Origin of the sequence: Nocardia niwae NBRC 108934 = DSM 45340 (assembly GCF_001613465.1) — a bacterium.
Classification (GTDB): domain Bacteria; phylum Actinomycetota; class Actinomycetes; order Mycobacteriales; family Mycobacteriaceae; genus Nocardia; species Nocardia niwae.
Window position 1 is genome coordinate 75,686 of sequence record NZ_BDCK01000003.1, and the last position, 15,005, is coordinate 90,690.

General features: G+C 69.3%; 15 protein-coding genes and 1 pseudogene. 7 read left to right on the top strand and 9 right to left on the bottom strand.

Annotated elements, in window-relative coordinates; genetic code table 11:
- The first annotated feature begins 27 nt into the window (after window positions 1-27).
- The 3 genes and pseudogenes from NNI01S_RS02245 to NNI01S_RS33180 all read left to right on the top strand — a co-directional run.
- Entirely contained in the window at window positions 28-1,386 is a 1,359-nt protein-coding gene (locus tag NNI01S_RS02245) for a cytochrome P450 (protein ID WP_063017107.1), read from the top strand.
- Window positions 1,387-1,693: 307 nt separating this feature from the next.
- The gene (locus NNI01S_RS02250; RefSeq protein WP_245675944.1) at window positions 1,694-2,593 is read left to right on the top strand and encodes a L,D-transpeptidase; all 900 of its coding nucleotides are present in this window, start codon (window positions 1,694-1,696) and stop codon (window positions 2,591-2,593) included.
- A 29-nt stretch (window positions 2,594-2,622) separates the two neighbouring features.
- A pseudogene (locus NNI01S_RS33180) lies at window positions 2,623-2,837 on the top strand (ABC transporter ATP-binding protein); the annotation flags it as partial.
- Here the strand turns inward: NNI01S_RS33180 and NNI01S_RS02255 are convergent.
- The 3 genes from NNI01S_RS02255 to NNI01S_RS02265 form a co-directional block, all read right to left on the bottom strand.
- Window positions 2,836-4,854: a M13 family metallopeptidase gene (locus NNI01S_RS02255; protein WP_063016973.1), complete on the bottom strand. Its 2,019-nt coding sequence runs from the start codon at window positions 4,852-4,854 to the stop codon at window positions 2,836-2,838. The pseudogene NNI01S_RS33180 and the gene NNI01S_RS02255 sit on opposite strands and share 2 nt — an antisense overlap.
- Window positions 4,855-4,927: 73 nt before the next feature.
- Entirely contained in the window at window positions 4,928-5,302 is a 375-nt protein-coding gene (locus NNI01S_RS02260; RefSeq protein WP_063016975.1) for a DUF397 domain-containing protein, read from the bottom strand.
- A gap of 10 nt (window positions 5,303-5,312) precedes the next feature.
- Window positions 5,313-6,164, bottom strand: a complete 852-nt coding sequence (locus NNI01S_RS02265; RefSeq protein ID WP_063016976.1) for a helix-turn-helix domain-containing protein — start codon at window positions 6,162-6,164, stop codon at window positions 5,313-5,315.
- Between the two features lie 134 nt (window positions 6,165-6,298).
- On the opposite strand from NNI01S_RS02265, the gene NNI01S_RS02270 reads away from it, so the two are divergent.
- Entirely contained in the window at window positions 6,299-6,823 is a 525-nt protein-coding gene (locus tag NNI01S_RS02270) for a hypothetical protein (protein WP_063016978.1), read from the top strand.
- On the opposite strand, the gene NNI01S_RS02275 is transcribed toward NNI01S_RS02270, so the two are convergent.
- Entirely contained in the window at window positions 6,792-7,295 is a 504-nt protein-coding gene (locus NNI01S_RS02275) for a DUF4190 domain-containing protein (RefSeq protein ID WP_063016980.1), read from the bottom strand. The two genes, NNI01S_RS02270 and NNI01S_RS02275, sit on opposite strands and share 32 nt — an antisense overlap.
- Window positions 7,296-7,408: 113 nt before the next feature.
- Window positions 7,409-8,197 (bottom strand): pirin family protein, encoded by a 789-nt coding sequence (locus tag NNI01S_RS02280; protein WP_063017109.1) that lies wholly within the window; start codon window positions 8,195-8,197, stop codon window positions 7,409-7,411.
- Window positions 8,198-8,432: 235 nt separating this feature from the next.
- Between NNI01S_RS02280 and NNI01S_RS02285 the strand changes: the two genes are divergently transcribed.
- Entirely contained in the window at window positions 8,433-8,897 is a 465-nt protein-coding gene (locus tag NNI01S_RS02285) for an NUDIX hydrolase (RefSeq protein ID WP_245675945.1), read from the top strand.
- 117 nt (window positions 8,898-9,014) lie between these two features.
- A complete protein-coding gene (locus NNI01S_RS02290; RefSeq protein ID WP_063017113.1) occupies window positions 9,015-10,310 on the top strand; it encodes an MFS transporter in 1,296 nt (431 codons plus the stop codon).
- On the opposite strand, the gene NNI01S_RS02295 is transcribed toward NNI01S_RS02290, so the two are convergent.
- Complete coding sequence (locus NNI01S_RS02295) at window positions 10,303-10,776, bottom strand: hypothetical protein (RefSeq protein ID WP_063016982.1); 474 nt, start codon at window positions 10,774-10,776, stop codon at window positions 10,303-10,305. The two genes, NNI01S_RS02290 and NNI01S_RS02295, sit on opposite strands and share 8 nt — an antisense overlap.
- Before the next feature lie 242 nt (window positions 10,777-11,018).
- Here NNI01S_RS02295 and NNI01S_RS02300 point away from each other — a divergent pair, with 242 nt between their 5' ends.
- Window positions 11,019-12,680, top strand: a complete 1,662-nt coding sequence (locus tag NNI01S_RS02300) for a glycoside hydrolase family 183 protein (protein WP_063017115.1) — start codon at window positions 11,019-11,021, stop codon at window positions 12,678-12,680.
- Here NNI01S_RS02300 and NNI01S_RS02305 read toward each other — a convergent pair.
- From NNI01S_RS02305 to NNI01S_RS02315, 3 genes are read right to left on the bottom strand one after another with little or no spacing between them, the layout of a single operon-like run.
- On the bottom strand, window positions 12,650-13,507 hold the full coding sequence (locus NNI01S_RS02305) for a 5-oxoprolinase subunit C family protein (protein ID WP_063016984.1): 858 nt from the start codon (window positions 13,505-13,507) through the stop codon (window positions 12,650-12,652). The two genes, NNI01S_RS02300 and NNI01S_RS02305, sit on opposite strands and share 31 nt — an antisense overlap.
- Window positions 13,504-14,205, bottom strand: coding sequence for a 5-oxoprolinase subunit B family protein (locus tag NNI01S_RS02310; protein WP_084488374.1), 702 nt, complete (start codon window positions 14,203-14,205; stop codon window positions 13,504-13,506). The genes NNI01S_RS02305 and NNI01S_RS02310 overlap by 4 nt, the downstream gene beginning before the upstream one ends.
- 9 nt (window positions 14,206-14,214) lie before the next feature.
- Window positions 14,215-14,970: a LamB/YcsF family protein gene (locus NNI01S_RS02315; RefSeq protein WP_157114556.1), complete on the bottom strand. Its 756-nt coding sequence runs from the start codon at window positions 14,968-14,970 to the stop codon at window positions 14,215-14,217.
- Window positions 14,971-15,005: the final 35 nt, after the last annotated feature.

The following is a 15,005-nucleotide window of genomic DNA, read 5'->3' on the forward strand; positions in this document are numbered from 1 at the left end:
TTCGTGTTTCTCGGTATGAACCTGCGGATGCTGGAAGCCCAGGCGGGCGCCGGACCTCGTGTGCCGCGCTCGACGGCACTGCACGCCGCAGCCGCCGGCATCGATTTCGACCGGTATTTCCGGTGGCGAAGGGCGCGCGAGGGCGACCCGTTCTACGTGCGCTTTCCCGGCTTCGGCGCGGTGTTGTTCACCGGGACGGCCGCCGGCGCCCGCGAGATGTTCCGGTCGCCGGTGGAGTTCTCCGAACCGCCACGACCGAATCCGATCGAGCCGATGGTCGGCGCCGCGTCGTTGATCCTGGTTTCGGGCGAGCGCCACCGTCGCGACCGCGCGCTGCTCGCGCCCGCCTTCCACAGCGCCCGGATACGGGAGTACGGCGCGCTGATCCGGGAAGCCACCCTCCGCGAGATGGCGGGGGAAAGCGGCCAGGCGTGGGTGACGGGCGCGCGCGTCGATGCGCGAGCGGCGGCACGCGCGCTCACGCTGCGGGTGATCACGACGGCGGTGTTCGGCGTGCGCGACCAGGAGCGGCAAGCGCAGTACACCGCCGCGGTGACGGACTTCATCACCGCGTTCTCCGGACCGTTGCTCCTGCTGCCCGCGCTGCGCCGCGGACTGCGCGGACACGGCCCGTGGGACCGGTTCCGCGCCGCCCGCGACCGGCTGGATCGGTTGATCCGAGCCGACATCGCGCGCAGGCGCGGTCACATCGCCGCGGAACCCGCCGACGTGCTCGACGTGTTGCTGTCGGCGGATCGGGGCGACACCGACGACGAACTGTGCGAGCAGATCCGCACCTTGCTGGTCGCCGGGCACGAGACCACCGCGACCACGCTGGTCTGGGCGCTGTTCCGGCTGCACCGCGCACCGGAGGCCTTGGCCCGCCTGCGGCGGGAACTGCGCGCCGCGGGCCGGGACGCGAGCCCTGCGGAGTTGGCCGCACTGCCGTATCTGGACGCGGTCTGCCAGGAGACGCTGCGGCTGCATCCGCCGGTGCCGATCGTGCTGCGCCGCCTGACCGAGCCCTTCGCGCTGCGCGGCGTGGCGCTCGCGCCGGGGGACACGATGGGGATCGCGGTGCCGTTGCTGCACTCCGACCCTGAGGTGTGGCCGGATCCGCGGCGCTTCGATCCCGGCCGCTTCACCGGGCGCCGCTACCGGCCGTTCGAGTTCGCCCCGTTCGGCGGCGGCCATCGGCGCTGTGTGGGCGCGGCACTCGCGGACTACGAACTACGGGTCGCGCTGGCCACGATCCTCGGGCGGGTACACCTGCGACCGGCGCCGCGGTACGCGCGTGGGAGCGTCCCGCGCTCGGTGCCGCACAACATCGCGACCGGTCCGCGTCGCCCGATTTCGTTCGACGTGATCAGTGAGCTTCATCACTAACTGGTTTGGGGTGAACCAACTTTCGCCCATCTCATCGCACCGGTCGGCCACCGCACGATCCGTCGTGACCGGGAGGTTTGCCCGCACCGATACCCAACCGGAGTGATTGTGACTCATGCCACAGTTGATGCGGTATGCGCATCACTCTGAAACGCCGGTAGCTTCCGGCCGCGCCGGGACGGTAGGAATGGACGACGGGTCGGGCCGTCGATACCCGTGGGGCGCTCTTCTGGCTCCACGCTGAAATGAAAAATCTCGCTACGCGCGCCTACGCGTGCGCGCGAGAGATGGAATGGACGAGAAACCTATGCATGCCGCTTTGCACACCGGGTCGTTGCCTGCTCGCCGTAAGGGAGCTCGGCTGACCCGCCGGATGCGCGAGGGCGTCCTGCTGTCGGCCGCGATCGCGGCAGCCGGTGTTCTGCTCGTCGCGCCCGCACACGCCGAACCGATTCCAGGGATCGGCACCGGCTCGGCCGCCGCGGCCACCGAGCCCGAGCCGCAGGCGAACTTCGCCCCGCCCTCGATCAACATCGCCGACGGCGAGGTCGTCGGTGTCGCGCAGCCGATCATCATCACCTTCAAGGAGCCGGTGGCCGACCACGCCACCGCCGAGAAGGCCATCAAGATCACCTCGTCGAACGCCGCTCCCGGCCACTTCTACTGGCGCGGCGACAAGCAGGTCCGCTGGCGGCCGGACGAGTTCTGGCCGGACAACACCGACGTGCAGGTGCAGGCGGGCGGCACCACCAGCTCGTTCCGCATCGGCGACGCCTTCGTGACCACCGCCGACGACACGACTCACACCATCACCATCACCCGCAACGGCGAGGTGGTGAAGGAGATGCCCACCTCGATGGGCAAGCCCAAGCACGAGACGCCGAACGGCACCTACATCGTCGGCGAGCAGCTGCGCAAGATGACCATGGACTCGTCGACCTACGGCGTCCCGGTCACCGACCCCGAGGGCTACAAGCTCGAGGTCGAGTACGCCACCCGCATCTCCAACAGCGGCATCTTCGTACACGCGGCTCCGTGGTCGGTCGCCCAGCAGGGCGTCTCCAACGCCAGCCACGGCTGCCTGAACGTCAGCACGGAGGACGCCAAGTGGTTCTTCGAGAACGCGCGCCGCGGCGACCCGGTGATCGTGCAGAACACCCAGGGCGGCACGCTCAGCGCGAGTGACGGCCTCGGGGACTGGAACTGACATCCGGTAACTCCCGACCGGCGCTCCGAGAGGCGCTGTCCAACCCGGACGCGAAACTGCGGGTGAGCACGCGCTCGCAGATCGCGGCCCTGCCGAAGCGGCTGGGCGCCACCACGTTGTATGTCACCAGCGACCAGGTCGAAGCGATGACCATGGGTGATCGGGTGGCGGCGCCGGGCGAAGGCGAACTGCAGCAGATCGCCTGCCGCGCGTGCTCTACGACGACCCGGTGAACACCTTCGTCACCAGATCTTCACGCGCTCGGCGGGTTCCAGGTACAGCGCATCGCCGGGTTCGACGCCGAACGCCTCATGGAAGCTGTCGATATTGCGCACAACCGCGTTGCACCGGAATTCCGGCGGCGAATGCGGGTCGGTGGCGAGCCGGCGGATTGCCTCCTCCGCGCGGGCCTTCGTGCGCCACACCTGCGCCCAGCCGTAGAACACCCGTTGCAGGCCGGTGAGCCCATCGATCTCCGGCGCGTCCGCGCCGCCCAGCGAGATCTGGTAGGCGGCCAGCGCGATGGAGAGACCGCCGAGGTCACCGATGTTCTCGCCGATGGTGAACTGGCCGTTCACGGTGTGCTCGTCCGGGAGGTCCTTGGGGGAGAGCACGTCGTACTGGTCGATCAGCGCCTTGGTGCGTTTGCCGAATTCGGCGCGGTCCTCGTCGGTCCACCAGTCCACCATGTTGCCGTCGCCGTCGTACTTCGCGCCCTGGTCGTCGAAGCCGTGCCCGATCTCGTGGCCGATCACCGCGCCGATCCCGCCGTAGTTGGCCGCGTCGTCGGCGTCCATGTCGAAGAACGGCGGCCGCAGGATGGCGGCCGGGAAGACGATTTCGTTCATGCCCGGGTTGTAGTAAGCGTTCACCGTCTGGGGAGTCATGAACCACTCGTCGCGGTCGACCGGACCGCCGAGCTTGCGTAGATCGCGATCGTGCTCGGCCGCGTAACCCCTGCGGTAGTTGCCGACCAGATCGGCCGGGTCGATCACCACGCCGGAATAGTCTCGCCACTTGTCCGGGTAGCCGATCTTCGGGGTGAACTTCTCCAGCTTGGCCAGCGCGGCGACCCTGGTGTCCTGACCCATCCACTCCAGCTCGGCGATATTGCGGCGGTAGGCCTCCTGGAGATTGGCCACCAGCTCGACCATGCGGGCCTTGGCTGCCGGCGGGAAGTGCTCGGCCACATACAGTTTGCCCACCGCCTCGCCGAGCAGGTCCTGCACCAGCGTGACCCCGCGCTTCCAGCGCTCCCGGTTCTCCTCGGCTCCGGTGAGCGTGCGGCCGTAGAAGTCGAAGTTCTCCTCGACCACCGCCTCGGTCAGATATGGCGCACGCGAGCGCAGCACCCGCCAAGCCGCCCACGCCTGCCAGTCCGCGAGCGGCTCCTCGGCCCAGAGCCGCGCGAACGTGCGCAGATAGTCCGGCTGACGCACCACCGACTCGGCGAACAGCTCCGGTCCGGCCCCGTCTACACCCTCGGCCAGCGCGGAAGTCCAAGCTGCCCAGTCGAATTCGGGATGGTCTCCGGCCAGCGCGGCGAAGGTGGTCAGGTTGTACCGGAGTTCCGCGTCTCGGCGGCGCACCACGTCCCAGTGCCCGGCGGCCAGCTTCCGTTCCAGCGCGAAGACGCGTTCGCCGACGGTGTCGAGATCGTCCGGCAGCAGCCCGGCAACGTGCGGATCCGTGGCGGCGAGGGCGAACATGCGGCCGATGTGCGCGATGTACTTCGCGCGGATCTCGGCGAACTCGTCCTGCCGGTAGTACGACTCGTCGGGCAGGCCGATGCCGGACTGGCTGACGTGCGCCAGATAGCGGTTGGAGTCCTTGTCGTCGGTGTCGACGAAAACGGCGACGGCGCCTCCGACACCGGTGCGCTGCAACCGGCCGAGCAACGCCGCGAAAGCCCCCTTGTCGGCGACCTCGGCGATGGCCGCTAGTTCGGCCGCGATGGGGTCGAGACCGGCGGCGGCCACCGCGTCGGTGTCCATGAAGCTGGAGTACAGGTCACCGATCTTGCGGGCCTCGCTGCCCGGCTCGGCGCCGGCGGCCGCGGCATTCTGGATGATTGCCTGCACGTCCAGCTCGGCCTGGTCGTAGAGCGCGCGGAAGGCGCCGTCCACGGCCCGGTCGGCAGGGATCTGGTGCTCGGCCAGCCATTTGCCGTTGACGCGCGCGAACAAGTCGTCCTGCACCCGCACGTCCTCGTCGAGGTAGGACAGATCGATACCGGAAGGTCGGGTCAGTTCGGAAGTCACGGTGTCCAGTATGCCGACAAGCGCGCCGACCGGCCCCCGGGCGCGGCGGGCCCGGGGGTAGCGAGCAGGGAGATCAGGCAGGCGAGACGACGCGATCGAACTCGCCGTCGTGCGCGCCGAGTAAGAACGCGTCCCACTCCGCCGGGGTGTAGGTGAGAGTGGTTCCGCCGTGGCGCAGTGCGATGTGGCCGTCGGCTGCGGGATGCGCGCTCAATTCGCCGTTCGATCGCCCGCGGGTGCGCACCGCGTCCAGGAAGGCGGTCCATTCGGCTCCGGTGACGGTGATGACGGGCTCTTCGGCGGGGCGGTTTGCCGGGTTGCGGCGAAATTTGCTGTCACGGATGAGCACCGCGTCACCAGCGAACCTGACCTCGACGCATTGGTTGCCGTTGTTCGATCTGGTCGATGTGAACCAGCCGGTGCGTACCGGCTGTGCGGTGGTGGCCATGGGCAGGATTTTACACGCGGGAATAGCGCCTGATCAGGGCTAATGACTCCGCTCGTGACAGGGATTGCTCTACCGCGCGCAGGTATGCGAAGCGCAGATCGCGGACCAGATCCGGGTCCTCCACTGCCCCGCCGAACACCGCGCTCTCCACCCAGCCGAAGGTGGGCAGTTGCTCGCCGGCGAAGTCGATGAGGTGAAAACTGGAGCCGCCGAGCACCGCGCCCGCGGTGGCCGCGAACGGAATGACGCGCACTTCCACGGTGTCCAGTTCCTCGATCAACTCGGCCAGATAGGTCAACTGCCCGCGCAGCACGTCCGGGCCGCCGGTCTGCTGCAGCAGCGTGCCCTCGCCGAATACCGCGGTGAGCTCCACCGGCTCCGCGCCGCGCAACCGCTCCTGGCGCCGCATCCGGATCGCCACCAGCTGCTCGACCTGGACCGGCCGGATCATCACGTCCGCGCTGATCAACGCGCGCGCGTAGTCCTCGGTCTGGAGCAGGCCCGGCACGACGAGGCTGTCGTAGCTGCGAATGCTCTGCGCGCCGTATTCCATGCCGTAGAGCCGCTGCAGCTCCGGGCCGATCAGCGCCGAGGATTTCGCCCACCAGCCGCGCTGCTTGCTGGCCTCGAGCAAGGCCAGCAGCTCCGCGCGCTCCTCGGTCTCCACGTCGAGCAGTTCGAGCACCGGGCCGATGGTCTTGGTGGTGAGCACTCGGCGGCCCTTCTCCACGTGCGACCAGTTGGCCGGGGTGAAGCCCACTCGCCGGGCGAAACCCGCGGAGTCGAACCCGCGCTGTTCGCGCAGTTCACGCAGTCGAAGCACCAGCTCCCAGCGGGCAACGGTGGGGGAGACGGGCGCCATGGGTGGGGATGCTACGCCCACCTCGGCGCCCGCTGTGAGTGACTATTGTCAAGCGACTTGGCCAGGACTAGGGTCGAGGCAGCGATCGATTCTTCCGAGCACGCGTCCACCACAGCGAGGCGAGGTTGTTCGACATGAGTACATCGCGCATCGAATCGGCCAGACATCTCGCGTCCACGGACTTCCCCTCGATCCAGGACGCGTTCGCTCGCTGCCGTCGCTATCGCGAGAGCAACGGCCTGTACGGTCTCGTAGACCCGATCCTGGGTCGCATCATGCTGGAGGTCGGCTCGGTCGGCGCGGTCGTGATGCCCGCCGAGGTCGGCAGGCGGGTACGCGAGCGCTTGACCTCCGGGCCGGAGCCTCGCCCGGGGCCGATCATCGCGCATCCGCGCGCGGATCGCTGGACCTTCCTGACCGGCCCCACCGACAACTCGTATCTGGACACCGGGCTGTTCGCCGACCTGTTCCGGGTCTGCGCCTCGATCGGCCTGCCCGGCAGCCACATCGTGCTGCCGTCACCCACCGACGAACACGGCGGCTACCGTACCTGGGTCGTGGCGCCGGACGGGGACTTCCGGCGCGAATTCGCCGAGGTGATCGCCACGACCCGGGCGTGCGCGGCGGCTAGCGGGGCGTCGGCGCGGGCGCCGGAGTAAGCGTGATGCTGTATTTGTCCTGCAGCTTCTCGTTCCAGTCGCGCTCGCACTGCTCGATCTTGGCCTGGTCGTCGCCCGCTTTGTTCACGCAGTCCACGAAGTCCTTGCCACCCGAGTCGACGAAGAAGTTGTAGCCCACGATGGTGAGCAGGACGGCTCCCACGATGCCCAGCACGCCGAGGACGACGCCGGTGATCGCCATGCCCATGCCCCCCGCGGTGCCCGCGCGGGCTTTGAACACCGCGACGATGCCGAGGATGACGGCGAAGATGCCGCAGACATAGCCGCCGATGATCGTCCAGAAGAACAGCAACGCGAGGATGCCGAGCACCAGCGCCGTGATCGCCAGGCCCCTGCCCTTCGGCGATTCCTGCCAATAGGTCGGCTGGCCTGGGTATTGGCCGCCGGGCGGCGGGGGATACTGACCCGGCGGCGGATACTGGCCGGGCGGCGGGGGCGGATATTGCGACATGGACTTCCTCTCCGTCGGTGCCTCGCGTTGCTCGGTCCGGACGAGGTGGTCCGAGGGTGCGCGGCGTCGCCTACTGATCGCCCGCCCAACGGACGTTTGTTAATACGAACCGGCTACTGGGCGCCCAGCCGAGCATGCATCTCCCACACCAGGATCTCCGAAGGCTGCCGCGCCACCACACGTTGGCCGCCCGACCTGGTCAAACGCACAGCGTCGCCCTCGTAGAGCGGCCCGACTCCCTCCATGTCCACCTCACCGCGCGCCACGAACAAGTGCAGGTACGGGGCATCGGGCAGGTCGACGGCCTGCTCGGCGCCCGGCTCCGCGCTCGCCATGCGCGCCACGTGCAGCGCCGAATGGCTGCTGTTGATGGCGATGGCGGTCCGATCACGGTAGCGGGGCAGCCCCGAGGCGACCGTGACCAGACCTCCGCCCGCGAGTTCGTCGTCGATCTCCAGCTGTTCGTAGCCCGGGGTCAGCCCCGGCTCGTCGGGCACCACCCACATCTGCACGAAATGCACGGGCTCCTCGTGTTCGGGGAGGTGCCCGTCCAGGCGCCACGAGTCGTTCTTCTCCGAGTGCAGGATGCCGGTGCCCGCGCTCATGCGCTGGGCCAGCCCGGGATAGATGACGCCGCTGTGGCCCAGAGAATCCTGGTGTACCAGACTGCCGCCGAGCACCCAGGTGACGATCTCCATGTCGCGATGCGGGTGGGTGTCGAAACCCTGGCCGGGGGAGACGACGTCTTCGTTGTTGACCAGCAGCAGGCCGTGGTGGGTGTTGTCGGGATCGTAATGTTCCCCGAAGGAGAACGAATGCTTCGAATCCAGCCAGGAGACCCGCGTCTTCATGCGGTCGCCGCCACGGTGGACATCGATGTGTGGTGTCGTGAGTGTGGACATCATGGTCCTCCTCTCGGGACCGTGCACCGATCGCCATTCAGGGTAGGAGTTCTTCCGCCGCGGTACTCCGCATTCCTAGTAAATTGTGCCGCACTCGGCATTTTACGCGAGCGACCGGAAGGTGAACGGGAGGCGAGCAGAACCAACCGGTACGTCGAAACGTCGGGCCACCTCGTCGGATATCGCGGCCCGACCCCGATTGCCCAGCGCCCCAACGCCAACCGGAGGTAATGACGTGCTGGACCCCGATGACCTCGCTCGGCTGGAGCAGCAACTCCGCAGCGAAGCGCGCGTCGACGGCATCGCGCATTTCGTGATCGGCGTCGCGGTGTTCCGCGAGGGTCGGCTTCTGGTGGTGCGCCGGGTCGCCGACGACTATCACGGCGGCATGTACGAACTGCCCGGCGGGGGGGTCGAATCGGGGGAATCATTCGCCGAGTGCGTCGCGCGCGAATTGCTGGAGGAAACGGGACTGCGGCTGCGCGCGGTCATCGACTTCCTCGGTGGATTCGATTACGCCACGCGGACGAAGGCGAAAGTGCGGAAATACAGCTTCGTCGCGGAGGCCGAACCGGGCGATGTCGCCCTCGCCCCGGGGGAGCACGACGCGTTCGCCTGGATCGACGCGAGCGCACTCGACGAACTGCCGATGGCGCCGGATATGCGGGCGACGGTGAGCGCGCTGGTCGACCGGGTCTGATCCGCCGGCCCTGCCGACGCGCGAGCGTGCGACGGCGTCGGCGCACACAGTAGTCTCGCGGACGTGTCGACTGGTCACGCCGAAGGCCTCACTCCCGCGGAGCAACGGCCGGAAGGACTGCTCGCCACACTTCGGCGAAGCCCAGGCGTGGCGCGACTGGCGGTGGTGCGTTTCGCCGGGCAGTTCGGCGACGGGATGTTCCAGGCGGCGCTGTCGGGCGCGATTCTGTTCAACCCCGAGCGGCAGACCGATCCGCTGGCCATCGCCGCGGGATTCGCGGTGCTGCTGCTGCCGTATTCGCTGATCGGCCCCTATGCGGGCGCACTGCTGGATCGCTGGGACCGGCGCGCCGTGCTGCTGGCGGCCAACGTACTGCGCGCCGCGCTGATCGCGCTGGTCAGCGTAGGGCTGCTCGCCGGAGTCGGCGAGACGCCGCTGCTGTTGCTGGCCTTGGCGGTGGTGGGTGTCAGCAGATTCGTCCTGGCGGGCGTCTCGGCCGCGCTGCCACGGGTGCTGGCGCAGACATGGCTGGTGCCGATGAACTCGGTGCTGGCCACGGTCGCCTCCGGGTGCGCGGGCGCGGGCGCGGCCATCGCGGTGGGCGTGATCGGCCTGATCGGAGCGGGCGACTTCGCGTCGGCGGTCGCGGTCGCGATCAGTGGCGCCGGGTCGCTGCTCGGCGCGGCGCTGGCGGCGGGGTTCCCGCGGCACGTGCTGGGCCCGGCGCCGGATGCGGCGAAGGGCGAGAACACGGTCCACGCGATCGCCACCGGTCTGCGTACCGGCGCCATGGCGGTGTGGGAGTCACGGGCGGTCACGACGGCGATGCTGGGCATCGGTACCCATCGGATCGTCTTCGGGGTGAATACGCTGATCATGGTGCTGGTTCTGCGCCAGACCCCGGTGGACGGCACCGGACTCAGTGGCGGCCTGGTCGGTTTCGGCGTCGCGATCGGCGCCACCGCCGGGGGCATGCTGGTGGCCGCCGTCGTCGCGCCGCTGCTCATTCCCCGGCTCGGGCGGGCACGCACCGTCGTCGCCGGGCTGGTCACCGCCATGCTGGTGCAACTGACCCTGGTGACGCCGATCGCGTTCGCCGACGCGGGAGCCGCGGTGCAGCGTGCGCACGAACTGCTCTTGGCGGGTGCGTTCCTGCTGGGTCTGGCCGGACAGACGATCAAGCTGACCGGTGACGCCACCATGCAGATCGATATCGACGACGCTCGCCGCGGCCAGGTGTTCGCTCTGCAGGACACCGTTTTCAACATCACGTTCGTGCTGGCGATCGCGGCCGCGGCGGCGATCATCCCGGACGACGGCCGATCCGCGGTCGTGGTGCTGACCGGCGCCGGCGTCTACGCCACGGGCATCGCGGCCATTGCGGTGAACACGCGCCGCCGCGCGGTCAATTGAGGAACAAATCGTCGCCGGCGTCACGCCGGGCACGGTAGAGCCAGTCCGCGAGATGCTCGGGCAGCGCGCCGGCGTCCGCGTGCTCGTATCCCGCCTGCGAATCCGGTAGTCGCGAGTCGCCGAGCAGTCGATCCGGCGCGTCCGCGTCCGTGCGCACGATCCAGTCCAGCGGCTCGCTCGCGACATCCGCGGGCAGACCGGTGATCTCGTGGTTCCATGTGCCGAGGTCGGTGGGATCGGTGAAGAAATGGTCGAGCACACCGTCGTCGTCGAGATCCAGCGCCGCGACGCCGGCCCGGCCCGAACCGGCCGGATCCCATAGCGCGTCGTCGGCGATACCGTCCCCGTCGAAGTCCAGCCGCACCGCGTCGGCCGCGCCCGTGCCGCCGAGTTCCAGGTCGGCCTCGCTGGTCCAGACGTGCACGGAGCCGTCACCGGTACCGAACACGTACTCGATCTCGTCCATACGTCCTTGGACGCACGCGGTGCGGCGGCGGTTCCATCACGCGGGCTTTTTCGATTCGCCGTCCCCCGATCGCGGCCGTTGTTCCGGTAAGTTGGCCTGTCAGCGGCCGACCGACAGGAGTCGATACGACATGGGTTTTCCGGTGCACAACCCCGATGTGGTACGAGAACTGCTGGGCGCGTGTGAAACTCGATCCGCCACCGTGCATCCGATCGCTTGACGACCGCGGCCGGGCCGACCTGATGCGCACCTCCGCGATCACCTCACCTCGTGCACCGGCCCTGTTCGGCGCACTGCTCGTCGCCGCCCTCACCGTGCCGATGCCCGCCGCGCAGGCCGCACCGCTTCCGTGGGCGCCGCCGCCGGTGAACAGCTGCGGTGAAGTCGGGTTCGATCCGCTGAATCGCGAGCCCGATCCCGCGCAACCGCCTCCGCCCCCGCTGCCGCCGCAGATCGACATCCCCGTCCCGATCCCGGAACTCACCCCCGTTCCGGTGCCCGACCCGCCGCAGGACAACACACGGATCGTTCCAGATCCGCTGCCCGAGAATCCGTGCGACAACCCATGCCCGGACATCAGGGACTATCCCGAGCACCCCGAGCCCGATCCGGATCCCAGCCCGACGCCCGAGACCGGCGCGGATGAGGGGACCGGCTCCTCCGGCTCGGCCTCGGGCAGCGCTTCCGGCTCCGGCTCGGGTAGCGGTTCGGGTTCCGGTGCGCCCGTGAAACTTCCGCGCGTCGAGTTCAAGCCGGAGGTCGAGCCGATTCCCGTTCCGGTGCCCGGCGGCCAAGGCGAGGAGCCGCAGCCCGCCCCACCGCAGGTGGTGCATCCGGCCGAACCGGGACCGCTCACCGCCCCGGTGGCCGCGCCCGTCGTCGAGTCGGTCCGGCTGGTCGGACAGGTGACCGGGCACGGCTCGGAGAACCGCACCGACATGCGCTGGCAGGTCGACGGCACCGATCTCGGGTTGATGTGGGAGACGGCGCCTGGTGAGGTCGCCGTCGTCTTCGGCGACACCTTCGGCGAAGGCTGGGGCGTCGGAGGCGCGGGCAACGACGACCAGGACTGGCGCAGCAATGTCATCGGTTTCAGCACCGACCGCGAGCTGTCCGACGGTCTGACGCTGGACACCTTCGCCCAGGACAGCCGCTGCCACGCCGCGGAGATCCTGGGCAGCCGCAAGATCAAGAACTGGGAGACCACCACCATCCCGACCTCCGGGTTCGCCGTCGGAAACCGGCAGTACCTCAGCTACATGTCGGTGAACAGGTGGAGCCGCATCCCCGGCCTGTGGTGGACGAACTACGGCGGAATCGCCTATTCCGACGACCACGGGCGTACCTGGCGCAAAGACCAGCATGCCAAGTGGGAGAACCTGTTCGGTCTCGGCAAGTTCCAGGTCGCGGCGATGGTGCCACAGGGCGGCTACGTCTACATGTTCGGCACACCCAACGGGCGCATCGGCACGATCGCACTGGCCCGTGTGCCCCAGAACGAGATCCTCAACAAGTCCGCCTACCAGTATTGGGTGGGCGGCGCCTGGGCGCCCGCCGCCGAGAACCAGGCCACCCCGTTGGTGCTCGGCATGGCCAGCGAACTGTCGGTGCGCTACGACCGGGAGACCGGGCAGTGGCAGATGGTCTACCTCGATTCGGCGCGCGGCGCGATCGTGTTGCGCACTGCGGCGAGCCCGCAAGGCGCGTGGACGGACGCGGTCCCACTGGTGTCCACCGCCGACTACCCGAAGTCCTACGGCGGATTCATCCATCCGTGGTCGACCGGCGACGACCTGTACTTCATGCTCTCGGCGTGGGACACCTACAACGTGTACCTCATGCACGCCCGGCTGGAGCCGAGCGCGAACCAGGGTCAGCCCGCACGCACGAACCGCACCGGCTGACCGGGCCGAGTCTGCGCGATCGCGTCGACGTCCGCGTCCACCACCACCCCGATCACCGGATAGCCACCCGTGACGGGGTGATCGGCGAGGAACACAACCGGCTGTCCGCTCGGCGGCACCTGGATGGAGCCGAGGGCCATGCCTTCGGTCGGCAGTTCGCGAGTGACCTTGCGCGACAAAGGCGGGCCGGTGCGGCGGGCCAATCGGGCGCCGACCCGGTCGGTGTCGGCGGAAACCTCCCACTCGCCCACGAACAGGGCAGCGGCGTCGGTGAACCAGTCGTCGCGCGGTCCGGGCACGGCCCGCACGGTGACGACGCCGGCGGGCAGCTCCGCGACCGGGGCGACATCCACGACCGGGATCGTTCGCGGAGAAGGCCCGACCGGCAGGCGATCACCCTTCACCAAAGGCTCCGGCCCCAGGCCCGACATGGTGTCGCGGCTGCGGGAGCCGAGCGTCTCCGGCACATCGATGCCGCCGCGCACCGCGACGTAACTGCGCAGCCCGACGGACGCGTAGCCGAGCCGGAGCGTCTGCCCGGGTTCGAGTTCCAGCACGCTCGCGTGACCCACCGGTCTGCCGTCCACGGTCACGGGCGCCGGCGCGCCCGTGACCGCCAGCATGACGTGTTCCTCCACGCGCAGCGCGAGTCCTCCGAGCAGCACTTCGACGGCCGCATGTCCCTCCGGGTTGCCGACCAGGCGATTGGCCAGCCGCAGCGACCCGCGGTCCGCTGCCCCCGCGGCGCCGACACCGGAATCGAACCACCCGGGCCGTCCGAGATCCTGGATGGTGGCGAGGGGTCCGACCTTTTCCACGACGATCATCGACCGTCACCCGCATCGATGAATCGCACCGTGGCGCCCGCGCGGATCAGCGCGGGCGGGTCGCGCTCCGCATCCCACATCCTGAGGTCGGTGGTGCCGATCAGCTGCCATCCACCGGGTGTGCTGCGCGGGTACACGGCGCTGTATCCACCGGCGAGCGCGACCGCGCCCGCCGGAATCGACGTGCGCGCCTGCGCTCTGCGCGGAACCGACAACCGGCCGTCGGGCGATTCCAGGTAGCCGAAGCCCGGCGCGAAACCGACGAAGGCACATCGCCACACGGTGCCGGTGTGCGCGGCGATCACCTCCGCGGGCGTGACCTCCAGCATCCGGGCCACCTCGTCGAGGTCGGCGCCGTCGTAGCGCACCGGGATCGACACCGGATCGGCTCGGAAGGCGCTGTCGGGCAATGTTCCACGGGAAACAGGCCGCTCCGCGTGCAGTGCGACCAGCAGCGTCGTCAGCGCCCGGCGGACCGCTTCCGCGTCACCGGGAGAATCGAGCGTCAGGAGTACCGTTTCCGCAGCGGGCAGCAGGTCCTGCACGCCGGGGACCGGGCGAGCCCGCAGCGCCGCTACGAGTTCCGCGACCATGTCCCGCCGCTGCGGGGTGATCAACAGCGCCCGATCGCCCGCCGCGCGGATCGCCTGCTCGGCCGCTCGCCGCTGCGCGCGCGTCACCGCGTCCTTTGCCCGCATGACCCGACCTCAGCCGAACGGCTCCACCGGCACGCCGACTTCATCCAGCGCGGTGCGGATGTGCCGGGCCATCTCCACCGCCGCCGGGGAATCACCGTGCACACAGATGCTGGCGGCACGCACGGCAACCTCCCCTGAGCCGTCGGGCGTCCGCGTGGCCCCGGACTTCGCGATCGAAATCGCCTGGGCGACCGCCTCCCGCGGCCCCAATACCGCTCCGGGCGTGCCACGCGGAGCCAGCGATCCGTCCGGCGTGTAGGCACGGTCGGCGAAGCCTTCCCCGAAGAACCGTACTCCGGTGGCCTCCGCGGCCGCCTCCAGCTCGGTGCCGGCCGGGCCGAGCATCGCCAGCCGCGGGTCGTACTCCACCATCGCGGCCAGCACCGCGTCGGCCAGGCTGCGATCGCGCGCGGCCGAGTGGTACAGCGCGCCATGCGGTTTCACGTAGCGCACGCGATCCCCGGCGGCCTTCGCGAAAGCGTCCAGGCCGCCGATCTGATACAGCACCTCGTCACGCAGTGCGGCCGGCGCCACGGCGATCTCTCGCCTACCGAAACCGGCCAGATCGCGATACCCGACGTGGGCGCCGATCCGCACCCCTTTCGCCACCGCGAGAGCGCAGGTCCTGCGCATGATCGAAGGGTCGCCGGCATGGAATCCGCAAGCGATGTTCGCACTCGTGACGATGTCGAGCATGGCGGCGTCGTCGCCCATCGTCCACGGCCCGAATCCCTCGCCGAGGTCACTGTTCAGATCCAGCGCCATGTGCGTCCTCCCAGCAGTGTGTGACAGGCCTTCCG

What these genes read in the sequence shown, in the direction of transcription:
- NNI01S_RS02280 (WP_063017109.1), bottom strand. Translation starts at nt 8,197, where the DNA reads ATGTCCACACTCACGACACCACACATCGATGTCCACCGTGGCGGCGAC.
- NNI01S_RS02270 (WP_063016978.1), top strand. Translation starts at nt 6,299, where the DNA reads ATGAGTACATCGCGCATCGAATCGGCCAGACATCTCGCGTCCACGGAC.
- NNI01S_RS02260 (WP_063016975.1), bottom strand. Translation starts at nt 5,302, where the DNA reads ATGGCCACCACCGCACAGCCGGTACGCACCGGCTGGTTCACATCGACC.
- NNI01S_RS02315 (WP_157114556.1), bottom strand. Translation starts at nt 14,970, where the DNA reads ATGGCGCTGGATCTGAACAGTGACCTCGGCGAGGGATTCGGGCCGTGG.
- NNI01S_RS02295 (WP_063016982.1), bottom strand. Translation starts at nt 10,776, where the DNA reads ATGGACGAGATCGAGTACGTGTTCGGTACCGGTGACGGCTCCGTGCAC.
- NNI01S_RS02310 (WP_084488374.1), bottom strand. Translation starts at nt 14,205, where the DNA reads ATGCGGGCAAAGGACGCGGTGACGCGCGCGCAGCGGCGAGCGGCCGAG.
- NNI01S_RS02250 (WP_245675944.1), top strand. Translation starts at nt 1,694, where the DNA reads ATGCATGCCGCTTTGCACACCGGGTCGTTGCCTGCTCGCCGTAAGGGA.
- NNI01S_RS02265 (WP_063016976.1), bottom strand. Translation starts at nt 6,164, where the DNA reads ATGGCGCCCGTCTCCCCCACCGTTGCCCGCTGGGAGCTGGTGCTTCGA.
- NNI01S_RS02275 (WP_063016980.1), bottom strand. Translation starts at nt 7,295, where the DNA reads ATGTCGCAATATCCGCCCCCGCCGCCCGGCCAGTATCCGCCGCCGGGT.
- NNI01S_RS02305 (WP_063016984.1), bottom strand. Translation starts at nt 13,507, where the DNA reads ATGATCGTCGTGGAAAAGGTCGGACCCCTCGCCACCATCCAGGATCTC.
- NNI01S_RS02300 (WP_063017115.1), top strand. Translation starts at nt 11,019, where the DNA reads ATGCGCACCTCCGCGATCACCTCACCTCGTGCACCGGCCCTGTTCGGC.
- NNI01S_RS02245 (WP_063017107.1), top strand. Translation starts at nt 28, where the DNA reads ATGCTGGAAGCCCAGGCGGGCGCCGGACCTCGTGTGCCGCGCTCGACG.